Genomic DNA, 19699 nt, shown 5'->3' with positions numbered 1-19699 from the left:
ATCATGTCTGTCGTTCTCCGCTGGCAGGGCGTCAAGTCAATGATGGCAGATTGCTGGGGTTTTTAGAGGCTCCTTTAAATAACTTCGCAATAGCATTGCCTTCAACCTAGTGGAGATGGCATGACCGAGCCAAATGCCTACCTACGAAAATTTCAGAAAGAACTGAGTGCCGGCACCGTGTCGCTGGCTTTGTTGGCGGTACTAGCGTAGGCCCAGGAGCCGCTGTACGGCTACCTGATTGCCAAGCAATTGGAGCGGCTGGATGGTGTACTGAGCGGCAAGCAGAGCGCGCTCTACCCGGTACTGCGCAAACTGGAAAGGGACAGGGCTGCTGCACAGCCATGTTGAGTCTTCCGCGTCCGGTCCGCCACGGCGCTACTACCGCATTACCCAAACCGGGCGTGATTGCCTAGGCGACTGGACCGCCGCGTGGCGCGCTACCCGCGATTCCGTTGACTCAGTGCTGGAGGCGACTCACTCATGACGACCATTGCGCAGGCACGTCCGTTGCCGATCACCATTTCCGATTACCTGGCGCAATTGCGCCAGGCCCTGTGTCCGGCGCGGACCCGGCGATGATCCAGGACACGCTCTGCGATGCCGAGGAATATCTGCGCCCTTAACTGGCCGAGGTGGAAGGCCGCGTGGTGGAGACGCTGCTCGGCATACGCATGCCGCGTCGTCCTGCGCATCCCGGCCCGCAAGGCGGCTGGCTGCAACGCATCGGCGCGATGTTCACCGATGTCCGCACCTGGAGCACGATGCTGTACTTCCTGCTGATGCTGCCGCTTGGCATCATTTACTTCAGCGTGTTCACCACGTTATTTGTCGCTGGGGTTGGCCGCTTCACCGCTGGCGCTGCTGTTCGACAACGCGGTGGTTTTGACCCGGGATGGCCTGGACCTCAACAACGCCTGGTTGACGTTGCCGTTCTTCATCGTCGGCGTGCTGCTGTTGTTCGTCACGCTGCATCTGGCGCGCGCCTTCGGCAAGCTGCACGGAATGTTCGCCAAGCACTTGCTGGTCAAGAGCGGCGAGGGCAACGCGCGCTCGACTGACGAGGTGTTCAGTGCCGGCCGCTGGTCGGCAGCCATCGGACTGTTCCAGAGCATGCATACTCACCTCGTAATGGCTTGGGCCTCTCGCGCTCGGGCGTTGAGGATGACGCGCATCTTTCGCATCGCCGCCATGACAGCGACCTTGCCGGGCTTTCCGGTTGCCCGCAGCGACCGGTAGAACTCCCGGATCCGTCGCTCGTGCTGGATGGCAGACAGGCACGCCATGTACAGCGTTTTCTGCGCTGGTTGCCAGCGCTACGAGCTGCGGTCGCACGCGCGCACGCGCGCAGCTTTCGCTGCCAAGGTTCCATCGGTTGAGAGGGGCCTAGCCCCAGCGTGGCAGCCATTCAGGCGGGATTGGCGGCGTCCAGACGATCTGTGTTTGCCGGCAGGCCGATGGCAGCGGCGAAGGCATGGCAGCGGCGCGCACCGGACCACCACGTGACCGGCGTCGAACAGGGCATCCAGCACTGCCTGTTCGTATCCGCCACAGGCCTCCAGGACACGCTGGCCGACCTCATGGTGTGCCAGCCAGGACAACAACTTGCGGTGGCCCGCGGGTGTGTTGTGAAACTGCGCGAAAGGGCCGCGGTGGACGGCCACATCCAACAGCGCCTTGCACCCATCAATCCCGATGCCGTTCATGCNTGCCTGCCCTGCCCTGCCTTACCGCTACGCGCGGCAACTCTGGCAACTGTTCGGGCGCAACAGGGCAGAAACCGGCGTGGGCACCCGGCTACACGACGATCGGTAACGATCCAGGCTCTCACACTGGCCCACGTCGGCTCTCGACACCCAGCCCTGGCAGACTCCGAACAGAGCAGGCGCCTATGCGGCATCCATGCCGCAGAAGGTCCCGCGACGGTGGGAGGGCAAGGACCAGTCGACAGGGGCGGTGTGCATGTTTTCAACACAACAACCAGCAAACTGTCTGGCCAGGACACCGTGCCGTCGACCAAGCACTGGCCGAGGCGAACATGCGCAACGGCGCACGCACGACCACCTCGTCTGGTGGCCGTCTGCTGACTTAGAGCGGCTAACAAAACTACTGCGCAGCCGCCAGGCGGGCGCGGCCGGTGCTCGGAATCGGCATGTACCACCCGTACACTCCGGTTCTGAGCGCGCCGTCCGCACCCACCTGAAGACTGCTCGCTACGTTTTGTTAGCCGCTCTTAGTCTTGGTCCTGCACCGGGTTGTTGGCGGATCGTCGGCTCAGTTTGCAGCACTCGATGAAACGCAATGGCTGATACGGGAGTCGAACACGAGATCGAGCGCGGCTGAGTCGTGCTCTATCTTCGCTTTACCCAACAATCTGCCCATAAACATGAACCCTGGTCGAGACAGATCAAGGGGCGTTTTTTTCAGCCGATCAAGCGCGTTTGCCGCGCTTGCGGATCGGGGTGACGGTGGCGGGGGCGCGACTGCCGACCGGATCAGCATCGTAGCGGCCGATGAATTCGCGTACCTCCGGATACACCACTTCACGCCAGCGACGTCCACTGAAAATGCCGTAATGGCCGGCACCTTCCACCACCAGATGACGACGATGCGCAGCATCGATACCGGTGCACAGATCGTGCACCGCTTCGGTCTGACCAAGGCCGGCGATATCGTCTAGTTCGCCCTCGATACTGAGCAGCGCGGTGTTGCGGATCGCCGACGGCTTCACCAACTGGCCATCCACTTTCCACTTGCCCTGAGGCAGCAAAAAGTCCTGGAACACCACGCGGATCGTATCGAGGTAATACTCGGCCGGCATGTCGAGCACGGCGTTGTATTCGTCGTAGAACTGCCGGTGCGCCTGCGCATCCTGCAGATCGCCCTTGACCAGGTCGGTGTAGAAATCCCAGTGCGACATCACGTGCCGGTTTGGATTCATCGACAGGAAGCCGGCGTGCTGCAGGAAGCCCGGATACACCTTGCGGCCATGGCCCGGATACGGGAACGGCACGGTGTGGATCAGGTTGTTCCGGAACCACTCGATGCCGTTCTCGGTCGCCAGATTGTTGACCTGGGTCGGACTGCAGCGTGCATCGATCGGCCCCCCCATCATCACCAGCGAGCGCGGCGTGGGCTCATTGTTGGAGGCCATCAGCGACACTGCGGCGAGCACCGGTACAGTGGGCTGGCACACGCTCACCACATGCAGGCGGTCGGCACCGATGTGGCGGATGAATTCCTGGATGTAGCCGATGTAGTCCTCAAGCCGGAACGCACCGGCTTCCAGCGGCACCATGCGCGCGTCGACCCAGTCGGTCACGTAGACCTTGTGGTTGCGCAGCAGGGTACGCACGGTGTCGCGCAGCAGCGTGGCATGGTGGCCGGACAACGGCGCCACCACCAGCACGGCTGGCTGCTGCTTCATCGTGCCGATCAGCTCGACATGGTCGCTGAAACGCTTGAAGCGCAGCAGGCGGCAGAACGGCTTACTCAGCACCTCGCGTTCGATGATCGGCAGCGAGTGGCCATCGACCTCGACATCATCGAGCGCCCAGGCGGGTTTTTCGTATTCTTTGCCCAGGCGATGGAACAGCTCATTGCTGGCGGCCATGCGTTCGGCTCCCGGGAGCGAGGCCCACAGACTGTCGGGGTCGGAGAACATCTTGGCGTTCGCCTGGGCCTGATGCACCCAGGGGGCTAGCAGATTGCGGGTTAGCTCATGCAGTTGATAAAGCATTCCACCCTTCCGTGCGGCGTTGCTGCCGCGCAGCATACCCTCTTTGGCGCATTTGCACCTTAATGGGGCTGCAGACGGTAGAGGCTGTCATAGGACCTATGGGAGACGTGAGCGACTTTATCTGCCGCTATTTGTGGTCTTTCGAGCGGCTGCGCTCAGCGGAAAGTTGCGCCTATAGCAGGACCATTCGGCCTGCGGAAAAACTGCCCCTCTCCCGTCGGGAGAGGGGAGGCTGCCAAGCCACACGCGGTGAGTGAATCAAGCAGCCAACGTCTTGCTCAGCCGCGCTCCAGCACAGACGCCTCTCCCGCCAACTGTGGCGACAACCAGCAATGCGACCCCAGCGCAGCAAAGCCCACGCTGGCGAAGCGACGCCGATAGCAGCGCGCCGGCCGTGCCTGAAAACCTTCGTGGTCGCCTTCAAACGCATCTTCTTGCGCAAAGGTTTCCAGAAACGCCACGCCCGCACACATCTCGGCCAATCCTGGCAGGCCCTGGTTGAGCTCACGCGTGGGCACGTAATGCAGCACGTCCGAGCAGATCAGCAGATCCACCGGCGCGCACGGGCGCAGCCAGGCGAAATCGCCGAAGCGGGCAGGGTGGATCTGCCGGCTGCGCCCATAGCGCTGCACGGCATAGGCGCTGCTGTCGAAACCCAGATAGCTGAGCTTGGGGCGAAGCGCCAACAACGGTGCGCGCCACGCGGCCTCGCCGCAACCGATATCCAGCACGCTGTGGAGCGGGCGCTCCAGGTAGTACTCGGCCTGGCTCACCGCGAGTGCGACCTTGCGTCGCAGGCGTGCGGGGTCGGCCAGCCCGGCATCGCGATACCAGCGGCTGAAATAGTGGGCGTCGTACTGTTTTTCGTCGGGCTGATGCATGGACGGATGTGCTTTCGCGCGAGCGGATAGGTGAAAATGCGGGCCATCCTACGCCAGCCAGCGAAGCCAGCACATGACTCTGTATCTGTGGATCAAGACCTTCCATCTGTTGTTCGTCATCGCCTGGATGGCGGCGGTGTTCTACCTGCCACGCATCCTGGTCAATCTCGCCGAAGCCGGTGCCGAGCCTGCGGTGCGCACGCGACTGCTGCTGATGGGGCGCCGCCTCTACAAGTTCGGCCACAGCATGCTGGGCCTGGCGCTAGTGCTGGGCGCGGTGCTGTGGCAGGGATACCGAGCGATTGCGGATTTCCCCACCATGGTGGCCGGCAGCTGGATGCACGCTAAGCTATTCGCGGTGGCGTTGATCCTGGCGCACTACATCGTGTCCGGGCGCTGGTTGAAGGGTGTGGATCAGGGGCGCGGAGTGCCCAGCGGCCGCGCGCTGCGGCTGTTCAACGAAGTGCCGGTGTTTTTGTTGGTCGGCGTGATCTGGCTGGTGTTGGCCAAGCCGTTTTGAGCGCTGTTGACAAACAGACGGCGTGTGCTGGCTGACAGTGTGTGTCGCTGAATGCGATTCAGGTGTGGGTGTTGATGCGTTGCCGTTGCTGCTTGGTCGTCGTGATGCGTGTCGAATCATGCTGCTTGCAGCACGCAGCGCTGCGCGCTGACGGCCCACAAGCCGCAGGCGCCTCGACGCCGTCTACAGCGCAGCGGCCGACACGTGTGCGGAAGAACGCAGATCCAGGGCAATCTGCAAACAGCTGTCGCCGGGGTGACTGCTCATGTCTGCACCATGCGTCGGCGCTGGCCGACGCATGGTGATCGGGTCAGGTAGCGATTACGCGTCGACGCGGAGCTCGCTCAGTTCCTTGCGCGATGTCGATCCAGGCACGTTGTTCGCGTTGGTAATGCTCGGGCGAGGTGGCCGCATGGCGCAGCACCTGTTCGAAGATGGTTTTGGCATCTTGCGGGCGCGAGGCGCGCAACAACAGCTGCGCATTACGCACGCGTGCTTCTTCGCCCGGATAGCCTTGTGCAAGCGTCCCGTACTCGTGCAGCGCCTCGTCGATGCTGCCGCTGTCTTCGACGGCGCGCGCGTAGATTAAATGCCCGTCGTGCGAACGGTCGTTGGGATTGTCGGCAATCAATGCGTCCAGAGTCTTGCGTGTTTCCGCAGCCTGGCCCATCCCGTACTGCGCTTTGGCCAGGCCCAGCATCAAGTCTGGGTCGTCGCGATAGATGCCGCGCAGCGCACCTTGGTAAAGCTCTGCCGCACGCGCGTAATCGCGTTGTTCCAGCAGCGTCTGCGCGAGACGGCGGCGGTTTTCCGGAGTATCGGCCACATCCAGTTGGCGCCAAGCGTCGCGTTGTTCGCGTTGCGGATCGATGCGTTGGCGCACCTTGCGCAAGTTGCGGCGTGCGCTGGGGTCGTTGCGCAAATGCGGAATCACCGCCACGAAGATGTAGACCAGCGTGGCCAGAAAAGGGAGCGCCAGCACGATGAAGATCCAGTACAGCGGGCGGCCGCTGCGGACCACGTTCACGCAGCAGGCGGCCTGTAACACCAGCGATAAAAACAGCCGCGGGCTCATTGTTCGGACATCCTTTTCATGAGTGCCTGTCGGTGCGATGGCGCGTTCTGCGCCATCGTGAGTCACATCGCCGATTCAGTTGCCTTCGTAAGCGCCGTAGCTGCGCAAGCGCTCGTAACGCTGCTGCAGCAGTGCGTCGACCGGGATCTTTTCCAGCGCGTCCAGCTCGTTGAGCAGCACCGCTTTCAGACGCTTGCCCATCTGCTCGGGATTGCGATGCGCGCCACCGGTGGGTTCGCGGATCACCTTGTCGACCAGGCCAAGGCCGTTCAGGCGCTTGGCGGTGAGGCCGAGTTGCTCGGCAGCGTCCTTGGCCTTGGCGGCGTCCTTCCACAGGATCGAGGCGCAGCCTTCCGGCGAAATCACCGAATAAGTGCCGTATTCCAGCATCAAGGTGCGGTCGCCCACACCGATCGCCAACGCGCCGCCGGAGCCGCCTTCGCCGATCACGGTGCAGATCACCGGCACTTTCAGTTCGGCCATTTCTAACAGGTTGCGTGCGATTGCTTCAGACTGCCCACGCTCTTCTGCACCGATGCCAGGGTAGGCGCCAGGGGTATCGATAAAGGTCAGCAGTGGTAGGCGGAAGCGGTCGGCCAGCTTCATCAGGCGCAGCGCCTTGCGGTAGCCTTCCGGACGCGGCATGCCGAAGTTGCGCGCGACCTTGGTCTTGGTGTCGCGGCCTTTCTGGTGGCCGATGATGACCACCGGGCGGCCATTGATACGGCCCAGGCCACCGACAATCGCCTTGTCGTCGGAATAGGCGCGGTCGCCGGCCAGCTCCTGGAATTGGTCGCAGATGGTGTTGATGTAGTCCAGCGTGTACGGGCGCTGCGGGTGGCGCGCCAGCTGCGAGACCTGCCAAGCGTTGAGGTCGCGGAAGATCTGCGCAGTACGCACGCGCAGCTTGTCGCGCAGCGCACGCACTTCGGTGTCCACGTTGACTGCAGGGCCCGTGCTGGCCTTGCGCAGTTCCTGGATCTTTGCTTCCAGATCGGCGATGGGTTGCTCGAAGTCGAGGTAGTTAGGATTCATGCAGTGGTGTCGTCAACGTAAGGCGGGAAGTGTAGCTGAAGCGGAGTGGCCGACCCGTACGGGGGCGTTTTGGGCGGGTCCCGGGTCCCCGGTCCCGGCTTCACTGCGCCCACGGTGGGCTGTACTTGATCTTCAACGTGCGCACTGCCGGGTCGGCGCGCAGGCTGTCCATCAGGTGCTGATCGATGCGCACCGAGTGGCTGCCGTTGAGGTCGAGCATGCCGGCGACGCCGCCGCTGGGCGCGCGCAGCAGCAGGTCCAGGCGCAGCGGCGTCTTGCCGGGGCGGTGCTTGGCCAGCAACGCATCAATGCGCTTGAAGGCCTGTTTTTCGCGCAGGTCCAGGCGCAGCGACAGGCGTTGCGCGTGTTCGGCGCAGATCTGCTCGTAGTCCCAGCATTGACGGATGCGCAGGCTGTAGCCGCCGTTGAATTCGTCCTCGCGCAGGCCGCCCTTGACGATCAGGATGCGGTCGCGGGTGAGCAGATGCCCGAACTCGGCCATCGCATCGGAGAACGCGCTGCATTCGACCCGGCCACGGCCGTCTTCGAGTTGCACGAACACCTGGCTGTCGCCCTTGCGACGCACGCCGATCACCTTGCCAGCGAGAATGGCGCTGACTTCCGGGCGCCAGGCGCGTTTTTCGCCATCGCCGCCGCCTCCACCGCCTCCACGTTGTTGCGAGGCGAGGATCTTTTCCAGCGACCCCAGATCGCAGCCGACCAGCTCACGCACTTCGTCGCGGTGCGGGTCAAACGGGTGGCCGCTGAGATAAAAGCCCAGCGTTTCGCGCTCGCCGGTGAGCAACTGGCCCAGCGGCCATTCCTTGCTTTCCGGTAGGTCCAGACGCAGCGCGGGCGCGCTCGCATCTGCGCCCCCGAACAGCGAGTTCTGCCCCGAGGCGCGCTCGCGCGCCATCTGCTCGGTGGCCTTCACCACCTCCGGCAACTGCAGCATCAGCGAGGCGCGGTTCTTGCCCAGCCCATCCATCGCGCCAGCATTGATCATTGCTTCCAGCGTGCGCCGGTTGAGCTTTGCGGTGCCCACACGGGTGCAGAAATCCAGCAGCGTCGTGTAAGGGCCGCCACGCTGGCGTTCTTCGACGATCGCCTCGCAGGCGCCGTGACCGACGCCCTTGATCGCGCCCAGGCCGTACTGAATCGTGTCCGGGGTGGCGGCCTCGAACATGTAGGCAGATTCGTTGACGCGCGGCGGCTTGACGGTCAGGCCGAGGTTGCGCACTTCATCGAGAAATCCGACCACCTTGTCGGTGTTGTCCATGTCCGAAGACAGCGTGGCGGCCATGAACTCGGCCGGGTAATGCCGTTTCAGCCAGGCGGTCTGGTAGCTCACCAACGCGTAGGCGGCGGCGTGCGATTTGTTGAAACCGTAGCCGGCGAACTTCTCCATCAGGTCGAAGATTTCGTCGGCCTTGTGCGCGCTCACGCCGCCCTTGGCTGCGCCCTCGCGGAAGATCTCGCGGTGCTTGGCCATTTCGGCCGGCACTTTCTTGCCCATCGCGCGGCGCAGCAGGTCGGCGCCGCCCAGCGAATAATCGCCGACGATCTGCGCCATCTGCATCACCTGCTCCTGGTACACCATGATCCCATAGGTGTCCTTGAGGATGGCCTCGGTGCGCGGATCCGGGTAGATGATCTCCTGCTGGCCGTGCTTGCGCGCGGTGAAGTCCGGGATCAGGTCCATCGGGCCGGGGCGGTACAGCGACACCAGCGCGATCAGGTCTTCGAAACGGTCCGGGCGCGCGTCCTTGAGCAGCCGGCGCATGCCCGAGGATTCGAACTGGAACACCGCGCCGGTATTGCCCGAGGCGAACACGCCCTTGTAGGTCGGCACGTCGTCGAGCGGAAGCGTGGTGATGTCGACCGGATCGATGCCGGCGCGCGCGTGGCGCACGTTGATCGCCTTGACCGCCCAATCGATGATAGTCAGCGTGCGCAGGCCGAGGAAGTCGAACTTGACCAGGCCGACCGCTTCGACGTCGTCCTTGTCGAACTGGGTGACCTGATTCTTGCCGCGCCCGCCCTCGTCGTGTTCGGCGAACAGCGGGCAGAACTCGGAGAGCGGCTCGGGCGCGATCACCACGCCGCCGGCGTGCTTGCCGGCGTTGCGGGTGAGATCCTCGAGCTGGCGCGCCAGATCCATCAGGTCGCGCACGTCGTCTTCGACCTGATAGCGCTGGATCAGGTCCGGCGAGGCCATCTCCGAATCCTTGCCTTCGCCCATCGCATCCTTGAGCGTGATGCCCAGGATGTTGGGGATCAGCTTGGCCACGCTGTCGACCAGACCATAGGTGAAGCCGAGCACGCGCCCGGCGTCGCGCACCACCGCTTTGGCGGCCATGGTGCCGTAGGTGATGATCTGGCTGACCCGTTCGCGCCCGTACTTGCGCGCCACGTAGTCGATCACTTCGTCGCGGCGATCCATGCAGAAGTCGATGTCGAAGTCGGGCATCGACACGCGTTCGGGGTTGAGAAAGCGCTCGAACAGCAGGTTGTACGGCAGCGGATCCAGATCGGTGATCTGCAGCGCCCAGGCCACCAGCGAGCCGGCACCGGAACCGCGCCCCGGGCCAATCGGAATGCCCTGGTTCTTTCCCCACTGGATGAAGTCGGCCACGATCAGGAAGTAGCCGGGAAAGCCCATCTTGATGATGGTGTCCAGCTCGAACTCCAGCCGGTCCCCGTAGTCCTGGCGGGTCTTGCCGGGCGCGATCGGGCTCTTTTCCAGGCGCGCGGCCAGACCATCGCGCGCTTGTCTGCGGATCCAGCTGTCCAGCGTTTCGTCTTCGGGCACCGGGTAGGCGGGCAGGAAGTAGGTGCCCAGGCGCATCTCGATGTTGCAGCGTTGCGCCAGCGCGTGGGTGTTGTCGATCGCGTCGGGCACGTCGGCGAACAGCGCGGCCATTTCCTCGCTGGACGTGAGGTATTGCTGGTCGCTGTACTCGCGCGGACGCTTGGGGTCGTCCAGCACGCGCCCCGACGAAATGCACACGCGCGCTTCGTGCGCATTGAAGTCGCTGGCATACAGAAAGCGCACATCGTTGCTGGCCACCACCGGCAGGCCGCGCACACCGGCCGCATGCAGCGCGAACTGGTTGAAGCGCTCTTCGCCCTCGCGCCCGGTGCGAGTCAACTCCAGATGCAGGCCATCGCCGAACACGCGTTGCCAGTCGGCCAGTTGCTGCTCGGCCAGATCGGCGCGGCCTTCGCCGAACAGGCGCCCGGCCAGGCTGTCGCGGCCGGCCAGGGCGAACAGGTTGGCGTGGCCGCTCTGCAGCCACTCGGGATGGATCGCCACGCCGCCCTCGGGGCGGTGGCCTTCCATCCAGGCGCGGGTGAGCAGGCGCGACAGGCTTAAGTAACCTTCGCGGTCGCGGCACAGCAGGGTCATGCGCCAGGGCGTCATGTCCGGCGTGGCGATCATCACGTCGGCGCCGACGATCGGCTTGATGCCCACGCCTTCGGCGGCCTTGTAGAACTTGACCAGCGCGAACAGGTTGTTGAGGTCGGTGACTGCCAGCGCAGGCATGTCGAGTTCGACCGCGCGGCTCAGCAGGTTGGCCTGCTTGGCCTTTTTCGGGTCGGCCTGATCCGGTTTCTCGGGCACACGGATGGTGGAATCCGCCAGCGAGAACTCGGTGTGGACGTGCAAATGGACGAAGCGGGAAGTGGACATGCGAGACCAAAATAATGCGTGGTCAGGGTAGCGACCGTGGTCGGGCCGAACAAGGCTTGACAGCACCGGCACGGGGCTGGGGCCAACTGCCACGGGGCTGGGCGGCGCAGCCGATTCAGGCTTTGGCCAACTGCGTGGAGCGCGGCGGTGGCGATTGCGCGGATCGCGGTGTGCGTGGGCTGCGCGAGCGTGGGCTAGGTCGGCCTGGACTGCGGTCAGTCAGTCGGCCCGCGGCAGGCCATCGGCCGGGGCCACGCAGGGCACGTCCCAGTTCGACGGGGCGGTGGCCTCGATTCCCAGCGCACGCCGCACCGGCGCGAAGCTGCGGCGGTGTTGCGGGCACGGCCCGTGGGTCTGCAGCGCGGCCAGATGCACCGGCGTGGCGTAGCCCTTGTGCTGGTCGAAGCGGTATTCGGGATGTTGCGCGTGCAGGTCGTGCATCAAACGGTCGCGGGTGACCTTGGCCACGATCGAGGCGGCCATGATCGCGCGGTCGAGCGTGTCGCCGCCGATCAAGGCCTCGGCCGGGCAGGGCAGTCCCTTGGGCACGCGGTTGCCATCGATGCGCGCCAATCCGGCCACATGCGCCACCCCTTCCACCGCGCGCCGCATGCCCAGCATGGTCGCCTGATAGATATTGATGCGGTCGATCTCTTCGCTGTCGATCAGTACCACCGACCACGCCAGCGCCCGCTCGACGATGCGCGCATACAACTGCTCGCGCCGCTCCGCGCTCAGCTGCTTGGAATCGTCCAGCCCATTGATGCGCGGCTTGCTGGGATCGAACACCACCGCGGCTACCGCCACCGGACCCGCGAGCGGGCCGCGGCCGGCTTCGTCGACGCCGGCGATCAAGCGCTGGGAGTGGGGGTTGGGCATTTGGGATTGGCCAAACAACGGCGACTGGCGTAGCTCAATGTCTGCGCCCTCTGCTGTTACGCGCGCAGCAAAAATCTTCAAGCTTTCGCTCCTGACGAATCCCGAATGCCCACTCCCCAATCCCTGCCTTCAAGCAGCCCAGCCACTGCTTCGGCCGCGCGCGCCGACGCATCGCGGCGCAGTTCTGCGTGCAGCGCGAGATAGCGCGGCTGCAGCGCGGCGACTTTTTCAGGGTGTTTGAACCAGTCCAGCAGCGTCACGCAGAGGCGTTCCGGGGTGCAGTCGTCCTGCATCAGCTCCGGTGCCAGATCGGCGTTGGCCAGGATGTTGGGCAACGCGTAGCGGTTGACCTTGAGCAGGCCCAGCGTCTTGACGATGCGGTAAGTGAGCGGTGCGACCTTGTAACCGACCACCATCGGGCGCTTGACCAGCATCGCCTCCAGCGTGGCGGTGCCGGAAGCCAGCAGCACCACGTCGGCGGCCAGCATCGCGGTGCGGGCCTGGCCGTCGAGCAGGTGCGAACGCAGCACCGGCAGCGACGAGTGCGACAACTGCTCGGCCAATAACTGCTTGCAGCCGGGGTTGGCTGCCGGTACCAGCACGTGCAGGTTGGACAGATGCTCGGAGACCAGCCAGGCTGCCTGGAAAAACGTATCGCCAAGCCGGCTGATTTCGCCATGCCTGCTGCCGGGCAACACCGCCAATACGGTGCTGGACGCGGACAGGCCCAACTTGGCGCGCGCCGCCGCGCGATCGGCCTGGTAGGCGATGTCATCGGCCATCGGGTGGCCGACAAAACGCGCATCCACACCATGTTTGGCATAGATCGGCGGTTCCATGGGAAACAGACAGAGCACCAGATCGGCGCTGGCACCGATCTTTTCCGCGCGCTTCTCGCGCCACGCCCATACCGACGGGCTGACGTAGTGCACGGTGCGGATGCCGCGCTGTTTCAACCAACGTTCCACTGGTAAATTGAAATCGGGCGCGTCGATGCCGATGAACACATCCGGCTTCCACGCCAGCACGCGCTCGCGAAATGCGCTGCGCAGCTTGAGCAGCCGCGGCAGATGCCGCAGCACTTCGGTCAGGCCCATCACCGCCAGCTCGCTGGCATCGAACCAGGTCTGGCATCCCGCGCTGCGCATCGCATCGCCACCGATGCCGACGAACTCGGCGTTCGGATAACGGCGACGCAATTCGTCGATCAACCCGGCACCCAGGATGTCGCCGGAGGCTTCGCCGGCGATCAGCGCAATGCGGCGCGCGCGCTGATCGCTGGGAGTCGGGCGTGGGGCATGGGGAATTGGCAGTGCCGCCGGCAGGCTGACGACAGGCGCGGCAGCGTGCTCGCGGGCACCGATTCCCGATTCACCACTCCCGATTCCCATCATCGCAACAACGGCCTTTCCGCCGCTTCGATGAATTCCAGCAGCCCACGCACGTCTTCACTGCTCTTGGCCTGTTCGGCAAGCTGCAGTTTGGCTTCAGCCAGCGGCAGGCCGGCGACGTACAGCGTGCGGTAAGCGCGCTTGATCGCGGCGATGCGCTCTGCATCGAAGCCGCGGCGCTTGAGCCCTTCACTATTGACGCCGCGCGGGCGGCCCAGCGATTCGCTGCCGACCATGGTGAATGGCGGTACGTCGCCGTTGGTCAGCGCGCCCATGCCCAGGAAGGCGTGCGCGCCGATGCGGCAGAACTGATGCGCACCTGCAAACCCGCTGATGATCACGTAGTCGCCCACGCTGACGTGGCCGGCCAGCGTGGTGTTGTTGGAAAACACGCAGTGGTTGCCTACCTGGCAATCGTGCGCCACATGGGTATAGGCCAGCATCCAGTTGTCGTTGCCGACCACGGTGATGCCGCCGCCGCCGCCGGTGCCGCGATTGATGGTGACGAATTCGCGGATCACGTTGCCGTGCCCGATCACCAGCTCGGTGCGCTCGCCGGCGTACTTTTTGTCCTGCGGCTCGCCACCGATCGCCGCGTGGCCGATGAAGCGGTTGTTGCGGCCGATCCGGGTCGGGCCATGGATCGAGCAATGCGGCCCGACCTCGCTGCCCGCACCGATGTCCACATCGGCGCCGATCAGCGAAAACGCGCCGACACGCACGTCGTCGGCCAGCGTTGCCGATGGATCGATGACTGCCGTGGGATGAATCAAAGGTGTTGAATCACACATCGTGTCTTACTCCGAAAGCGGGTGATTACCTGGCGCCGGCGCACATCACCTCGGCACTGGCTACCACTTCGCCATCCACCTTTGCCTCGCCGTAGAAGCATCCCACGTTACGGATCAGGCGCTGCATCTTCACCTCCATGATCAATACATCGCCGGGTATCACCTGCTTATTGAAGCGGGCATTGTCGACTTTGACCATGTAGAAAAGCTGGGACAATGCATCGCGGCCTAAGCCTAGTTGGGTCATCACACCACCGACCTGCGCCAGCGCCTCGATGATCAGCACGCCAGGCATCACCGGGCGGTTCGGGAAGTGGCCCTGGAAGAACGGCTCATTGATGCTGACGTTCTTCTGCGCCACGATCCACTTGGCTTCCAGATCGAGTTCGATGACCCGGTCGATCAGCAGAAACGGATAGCGATGCGGGATCAGCGTCTGGATCTGATTGACGTTGATCGGCAGCTCGTAAACGGCGTGACTCATTACTTCTCCTTGCCCACAGCCAGAATGCGCCTTGCCAGCACATCGAGTTGTTTGAAGCGCGCGGCATTCTTGCGCCACGTGCGATTGTCGGTGAGAGGGGTGCCTGATGAATACTCGCCCGGCTCATGGATGGAATTGCGCACCACCGACTTGCCGGTGATCACGACCTTGTCGCAGATCTCCAGGTGCCCGACCACGCCAACGTGGCCGCCAAGCAGACAGTAACGGCCGATCTTGGCGCTGCCGGCAATGCCGGTGCAGCCGGCGATGGCGCTATGTGCGCCGATATGGCAGTTGTGCGCAATCTGCACCAGGTTATCCACGCGCACGTCTTCTTCCAGCACGGTGTCTTCCAGCGCGCCGCGGTCGATGCAGGTGTTGGCGCCAATCTCGCAATCGTCGCCGATCACCACGCCGCCCAGCTGCGGCACCTTGATCCAGTGGCCGGCATCCATCGCCAGGCCGAAACCGTCGGCGCCGATCACCGCACCGGGGTGAATGCGCACCCGTTTGCCCAGCCGCACACGGGTCACCAGGGTCACGCGGGCCAGCAGTTCGCTACCGTCATCCACCACGCAGTCTTCGCCGATGATGCTGCCGGTACCGATCACGCAACCATCGCCCACGCGGCTGCGGGCACCGATGCTGACGAAGGGCCCGACATGCGCGCTCGGCGATACCTGCGCGCTGGGATCGATCACCGCCAGAGGATGAATGCCGGGCGCGCGCACCGGCGCCACATCGAACAGCGCGGCGATCTTGGCGAATGCGGTGTATGGGTCCTTGACGACCAAGGCGGTGCCGCGAGCCGCCTGCGCATCATCGGCGCGCAAGACAACGATCGCTGCCTGGGTGTCGGCCAGCTGTGGCCGATAGCGTGGGTTTGACAGGAAGCTCAGTTGTCCGGCGCCGGCGTGCGCCAGCGTCGCCACGCCGGTGACTTCGGTAGCGCCGTCGCCAACGACGGTCAGACCAAATTGTTCGGCAATCGCACTGGCGGTCAAGCGCATCAGGGTGAATCTCGCGTAAACGGTAAGTTGCTGGTTTTACGGAAAAAAACGTTGCCAAACGTTTGCCAAACAGTCGGGCGTATCTCTGGCTGGGCCGCAACTGTGCGGCGAACCCAGGAAAAGCCTATGAAAACTGTCCTCTCCATTTTCGGAAACGTGATCCTGCTGGGCGCGGTCGCCAGTGCCTCGGCCGACGACTTCGCAGAACAACACGCCAACGCTCAGAGCTTCTGGGACCAGCAGGTCCAGTGCGTGAACTCGTCCGATTGGGGCGCTACCGCCACCTGCCTGGGCAACGTCTGGAACGAGTACTTCTAAGTCCGGATTTCAGACGGGAAGCAGTTCAAACGAACAATGGCGGCCCGAAGTTCGGGCCGCCATTGTTTTGCCTGCAGCTCTTAGAACTGGCCGCCGAAGGTGAACTGCAAACGCTCGATTTCGTCGTTGTCTTCCTTTTTCAACGGGAACGCATAGCTGATCGAAATGGGGCCGACCGGTGCGCGCCACAACAACGCCACGCCGGTGGACGCACGTAGTTCATTGGCCTTGAAGTTGTCCACGCCGCTGTACACGTTACCGAAGTCGAAAAAGGCCGACACGCGCGCAGACGGGCTGTCGAACAGCTTGGGGAAATACATTTCCACCGAACCCACGGTCTTGAACGAGCCACCCAGCGGCTGGCCGCGATTGAAGCCGTTGATGGCTTCCGAACGCGGACCCAGGGTGTTGTCCTCGAAGCCGCGCACCGAATTGGTGCCGCCAGCGTAGAAGTTCTCGTAGAACGGCAAGCCGGTGGCGGTAATGGTGCGCGACACGCCATTGCTATCGGTGACCACGCGCGTGCTGTCGTTGCCGTAGCTGTCGCCATAGCCCAACTCGAAGCGGGTGTTAAACACGATCGCCGGAATGATCGGCCAGTAGTTGGAGATCTGGTAATTGAGCTTGTAATACTCGACCGTGGAGCCGGGCAGGGTGGTTTCCAGACCCACGCGCTGGTACATGCCGCGGGTCGGCATGAAGAAGTCGTTGCGGGTATCGCGCGCCCAACCCAGCTCGGTACGCCAGGCGTGGAAGGTACGGGTGCCGATCGCATCGATGTAATCGATGATCGCCTGCGGCGTGGTGCCCGTGAAGGTGGTGATCTGGTTGCTGTCGATGCCGACCATTGCCGACACGGTGTCGTTCTCGGTGATCGGCACGCCGAACACCACCTGCGCGGAGCCGTTCTTGCTGTTGAACTGCGCGGTATTGAAGTCCGAGTAGTCGAGTGCGCGCCAGGACAGGTTGTAGCCCAGCGACACGCCGTCGTCGGTGAAGAACGGGTTGGTGTAGGAAAACGCGTAGCGCTGCTGGAAGGTGCTGCGCGAGGCTTCCACCGCCACGCGGTTGCCGCCGCCCAGGAAGTTGTTCTGCGACAACTGCACCGAGGTGGTCACACCAAAGGCTTGCGAGAAGCCAAGACCGAACACGAAGCTGCCGGAGGTGGTTTCCTTGACGTTGTAGACCACGTCGACCTGGTCGTTGCTGCCCGGCACCGCAGGCGTTTCGACCTCAACGCTCTCGAAGTAGCCCAGCCGCTGCAGACGGATCTTGGAACGGTCGATCGCCGCTTGCGAGTACCAGGTGTTCTCGAATTGGCGCATTTCGCGGCGCAAGACTTCGTCCGAGGTGCGGCTGTTGCCTTTGTACAAAATGCGTCGCACCGAGACGCGTGGGCCTGGCACCACCTGCAGGTTCACCGCAACGGTGCGCTCCTCGCGGTTCGGGGTCGGCAGCGGGTTGACCTTGGCGAACGCGTAACCGACGTTGCTCAGCGTGTTGGTGATCGCATCGGAGGTGTACTCCAGCAACGCACGCGAGAAGATGTCGCCGGCCTTAGGAATGACCAGGCGCTCGATGTCGGCCTGCGGCAACACGGTGTCGCCGGTGACCTTGATCTCGGAAATCTTGTACTGCTCGCCCTCGGTGACGCCGGCGCTGACGAACATGTCGCGCTTGTCGGTGCTGATCGCCACCTGGGTGGAGTCGATGCTGAAGTCCACATAGCCGCGGTCCAGGTACCAGGAGTTGAGCTTCTCCAGATCGCCGGACATTTTTTCCTTGGAATACTGGTCGTCGCGGCGGTACCACGAGGCCCAGTTGTGCTCCTTGGATTCCCAGTTTTCCAGGATGTCTTCGTTGGCGAACTTCTCGGTGCCGATCAGGTTGACGTGACAGATCTTGGCCGCCTTGCCTTCCTTGATCGCGATGGCCACGTCCACGCGGTTGCGATCCAGCGGGCTCACCGTCGGGGTGATTTCGACGTTGTACTTGCCGCGGTTGTTGTACTGACGGGTCAGTTCCTGGGTCACGCGGTCCAGGCTCAGGCGGTCGAAGGTGCCGCCTTCGGTCAGGCCGATGTCGCCCAGGCCCTTGAGCAGCTCTTCGGACTTGATGTCCTTGTTTCCGGTCACGGTGAGCTTGTTGATCGCCGGGCGCTCCTTGACCGTGATCACCAGGATGTTGCCCTGGCGATCCAGCTGCACGTCTTCGAAGAAGCCGGTGCGATACAGCGCGCGGATCGAGTCGGCAACCTTGCCATCGTCCACGGTATCGCCGCGATTGACCGGTAGATAGGTGAACACGGTGCCGGAAGCAATGCGCTGCAGGCCGTCGACGCGGATGTCGCTGGCAACGAACGGCTCGGCCGCCAGGGCGAGCGCTGGCAGGCTGAGGCCGGCGGCAAGAGCGAGGGCAAGCAGGCGGCGAGTGGGAAGACGCGTCATGTCACATCCGGTTGGAGTCGATTTCGGGTGTTGCTGGATGCCGGCGTATGACGACGACAACAGGCGTAAAGAGTGGAACAAGTTAGTTCATCGTGGAAGCAGGCCGAGGATGTCGTTGTAGAACGCCAGTCCCATCAACCCGGCAAGCAGCGCCAGGCCGACATATTGCCCGGCAATCATGGCCCGTTCGCTGATCGGGCTGCCCTTGACCAACTCGATAAGGTAATACAGCAGGTGCCCACCGTCCAAGATCGGGATGGGCATCAGGTTGATGATCGCCAGACTGAGCGACAGCAATCCCAGGAAATACAGGAACCAGTCGAGCCCGCGTTCGGCCGAGGCGTTTGCGGCGCGCGCGATCGCGACAGGGCCGGAAATGTTTTTCACCGAGGCCTGGCCGGTCAGCATGCGCTTCATCATGCCCAGCGAATCGGAGGTCATCCTGCCGGTTTCACGGATGGCGGCGGGCACGGCCGCGAAGAGACCGTACTGTTGGCGACTGTCGTAGGCCGGTGCCTGCGCGGCCGCAAACCCCACCCCCAGCATCCACTGCCCCGGCGGCGATCGGCGCGGGGCGATTTCCAGCGCCAGCCGGTCTTCGCCGCGCGCGACCTCGATCATGCCTGTCCCGCCCTGCGCGCCCAGCGTCTGCAGCTGGGCAGCAATCTCGTCGGCCGAGCGGATCGGCTGGCCGGCGATGGCCACGATGCGGTCACCTGGCTTTAGCAGGCCCTCGGCGGCAGAGCCTGCCACTACCTGACCCACCACCGGCGGCTGCAGCATGAATTGCCAGCCGATACCGGCCAGCGCCGCCACGCGGCGTTCGTCAAAGCCGGCCGGCAGCTGCGACAGCCGCAGGGTGTGCTCGCTGTTGCCGGCGCCCTCGGCGGCGGTGAGCAGGCGGATATCGCGCCTGTCCATCGCTGCGGTGGTGAGCTGCATGCTGGCATCGCTCCAGCTCGTCACGCTGCGGTCGTCGATGCGCACGATGCGCTCGCCCGGGGTGAGCCCGGCTTCGGCGGCCAGGCCATCGGCGCGGCCGACGGTGGCCGAATAATCCTGCTTGCCGACCACGAACATCGCCCACAGCATCGCTATGCACAGCAGCAGATTGGCCATTGGCCCGGCGGCAACAATGGCGATGCGTTGCCACACCGTATTGCGATTGAAGGCATGGTCGCGCTCAGCCGCATGCACCTCGCCTTCGCGCTCGTCGAGCATCTTGACGTAGCCGCCCAGCGGAATCGCGGCAATCGCGAACTCGGTGCCGTGGCGGTCGCGGCGCATCCACAATGGCTTGCCAAAGCCCACCGAAAAACGCAGCACCTTGACGCCGCAGCGGCGCGCGACCCAGAAATGTCCGAATTCGTGAAACGTCACCAACACGCCCAGGCTGACGATCATCCACCAGACCGAACCGATGAAATCACCCATGGAT

15 protein-coding genes, 1 other RNA gene and 2 pseudogenes are annotated in these 19699 nt (G+C 63.8%); 5 read left to right on the top strand and 13 right to left on the bottom strand.

Annotation, left to right across the window (positions count from 1 at the left end):
* Positions 1 to 222 precede the first annotated feature (222 nt).
* Positions 223 to 484: pseudogene (locus tag XpopCFBP1817_RS02585) on the top strand (PadR family transcriptional regulator).
* Positions 485 to 671: 187 nt separating this feature from the next.
* Entirely contained in the window at positions 672 to 1058 is a 387-nt protein-coding gene (locus XpopCFBP1817_RS02580) for a sensor domain-containing protein (RefSeq protein WP_425479043.1), read from the top strand.
* A 60-nt stretch (positions 1059 to 1118) separates the two neighbouring features.
* Here the strand turns inward: XpopCFBP1817_RS02580 and XpopCFBP1817_RS02575 are convergent.
* Positions 1119 to 1703, bottom strand: a pseudogene (locus XpopCFBP1817_RS02575) (hypothetical protein).
* Between the two features lie 446 nt (positions 1704 to 2149).
* Between XpopCFBP1817_RS02575 and XpopCFBP1817_RS02565 the strand changes: the two are divergent.
* Positions 2150 to 2226, top strand: a non-coding RNA gene (locus tag XpopCFBP1817_RS02565) — sX9 sRNA.
* 202 nt (positions 2227 to 2428) lie between these two features.
* Here XpopCFBP1817_RS02565 and XpopCFBP1817_RS02560 read toward each other — a convergent pair.
* Both XpopCFBP1817_RS02560 and XpopCFBP1817_RS02555 read right to left on the bottom strand, forming a co-directional pair.
* Entirely contained in the window at positions 2429 to 3772 is a 1344-nt protein-coding gene (locus XpopCFBP1817_RS02560; protein WP_128415856.1) for a polyhydroxyalkanoate depolymerase, read from the bottom strand.
* 242 nt (positions 3773 to 4014) lie between these two features.
* A complete protein-coding gene (locus tag XpopCFBP1817_RS02555) occupies positions 4015 to 4617 on the bottom strand; it encodes a methyltransferase (protein ID WP_128415855.1) in 603 nt (200 codons plus the stop codon).
* 73 nt (positions 4618 to 4690) lie between these two features.
* On the opposite strand from XpopCFBP1817_RS02555, the gene XpopCFBP1817_RS02550 reads away from it, so the two are divergent.
* Positions 4691 to 5137 (top strand): CopD family protein, encoded by a 447-nt coding sequence (locus XpopCFBP1817_RS02550; protein WP_128415854.1) that lies wholly within the window; start codon positions 4691 to 4693, stop codon positions 5135 to 5137.
* Between the two features lie 310 nt (positions 5138 to 5447).
* On the opposite strand, the gene XpopCFBP1817_RS02545 is transcribed toward XpopCFBP1817_RS02550, so the two are convergent.
* The 8 genes from XpopCFBP1817_RS02545 to lpxD all read right to left on the bottom strand — a co-directional run bounded on the left by XpopCFBP1817_RS02545 (position 5448) and on the right by lpxD (position 15496).
* Positions 5448 to 6212: a tetratricopeptide repeat protein gene (locus XpopCFBP1817_RS02545; RefSeq protein WP_128415853.1), complete on the bottom strand. Its 765-nt coding sequence runs from the start codon at positions 6210 to 6212 to the stop codon at positions 5448 to 5450.
* 75 nt (positions 6213 to 6287) lie between these two features.
* Positions 6288 to 7247 carry an acetyl-CoA carboxylase carboxyltransferase subunit alpha gene (locus tag XpopCFBP1817_RS02540; protein ID WP_128415852.1) on the bottom strand — a complete coding sequence of 320 codons (960 nt, stop codon included), beginning with the start codon at positions 7245 to 7247 and terminating at the stop codon, positions 6288 to 6290.
* A gap of 100 nt (positions 7248 to 7347) precedes the next feature.
* Entirely contained in the window at positions 7348 to 10941 is a 3594-nt protein-coding gene (dnaE, locus tag XpopCFBP1817_RS02535) for a DNA polymerase III subunit alpha (RefSeq protein ID WP_128415851.1), read from the bottom strand.
* Between the two features lie 219 nt (positions 10942 to 11160).
* Positions 11161 to 11820: a ribonuclease HII gene (locus XpopCFBP1817_RS02530; protein ID WP_244171041.1), complete on the bottom strand. Its 660-nt coding sequence runs from the start codon at positions 11818 to 11820 to the stop codon at positions 11161 to 11163.
* 77 nt (positions 11821 to 11897) lie between these two features.
* Positions 11898 to 13214: a lipid-A-disaccharide synthase gene (lpxB, locus tag XpopCFBP1817_RS02525; protein WP_128415850.1), complete on the bottom strand. Its 1317-nt coding sequence runs from the start codon at positions 13212 to 13214 to the stop codon at positions 11898 to 11900.
* Entirely contained in the window at positions 13211 to 14002 is a 792-nt protein-coding gene (gene lpxA, locus XpopCFBP1817_RS02520) for an acyl-ACP--UDP-N-acetylglucosamine O-acyltransferase (RefSeq protein WP_128415849.1), read from the bottom strand. Before lpxA ends, lpxB begins: the two co-directional genes overlap by 4 nt.
* A 25-nt stretch (positions 14003 to 14027) precedes the next feature.
* Positions 14028 to 14486 carry a 3-hydroxyacyl-ACP dehydratase FabZ gene (fabZ, locus tag XpopCFBP1817_RS02515; protein WP_128415848.1) on the bottom strand — a complete coding sequence of 153 codons (459 nt, stop codon included), beginning with the start codon at positions 14484 to 14486 and terminating at the stop codon, positions 14028 to 14030.
* Positions 14486 to 15496, bottom strand: a complete 1011-nt coding sequence (lpxD, locus tag XpopCFBP1817_RS02510; RefSeq protein WP_128415847.1) for a UDP-3-O-(3-hydroxymyristoyl)glucosamine N-acyltransferase — start codon at positions 15494 to 15496, stop codon at positions 14486 to 14488. The genes fabZ and lpxD overlap by 1 nt, the downstream gene beginning before the upstream one ends.
* A gap of 126 nt (positions 15497 to 15622) precedes the next feature.
* Between lpxD and XpopCFBP1817_RS02505 the strand changes: the two genes are divergently transcribed.
* Positions 15623 to 15814, top strand: a complete 192-nt coding sequence (locus tag XpopCFBP1817_RS02505) for a hypothetical protein (protein ID WP_128415846.1) — start codon at positions 15623 to 15625, stop codon at positions 15812 to 15814.
* Positions 15815 to 15894: 80 nt separating this feature from the next.
* Here XpopCFBP1817_RS02505 and bamA read toward each other — a convergent pair whose 3' ends face one another.
* Both bamA and rseP read right to left on the bottom strand, forming a co-directional pair.
* A complete protein-coding gene (gene bamA, locus XpopCFBP1817_RS02500) occupies positions 15895 to 18261 on the bottom strand; it encodes an outer membrane protein assembly factor BamA (protein ID WP_167393792.1) in 2367 nt (788 codons plus the stop codon).
* An 87-nt stretch (positions 18262 to 18348) separates the two neighbouring features.
* The gene (gene rseP / locus XpopCFBP1817_RS02495; RefSeq protein WP_128415844.1) at positions 18349 to 19695 is read right to left on the bottom strand and encodes an RIP metalloprotease RseP; all 1347 of its coding nucleotides are present in this window, start codon (positions 19693 to 19695) and stop codon (positions 18349 to 18351) included.
* Positions 19696 to 19699 lie beyond the last annotated feature (4 nt).

Source organism: Xanthomonas populi, assembly GCF_002940065.1.
Classification (GTDB): Bacteria; Pseudomonadota; Gammaproteobacteria; order Xanthomonadales; family Xanthomonadaceae; genus Xanthomonas; species Xanthomonas populi.
This window is presented reverse-complemented; position numbering and strand designations above follow the sequence as displayed.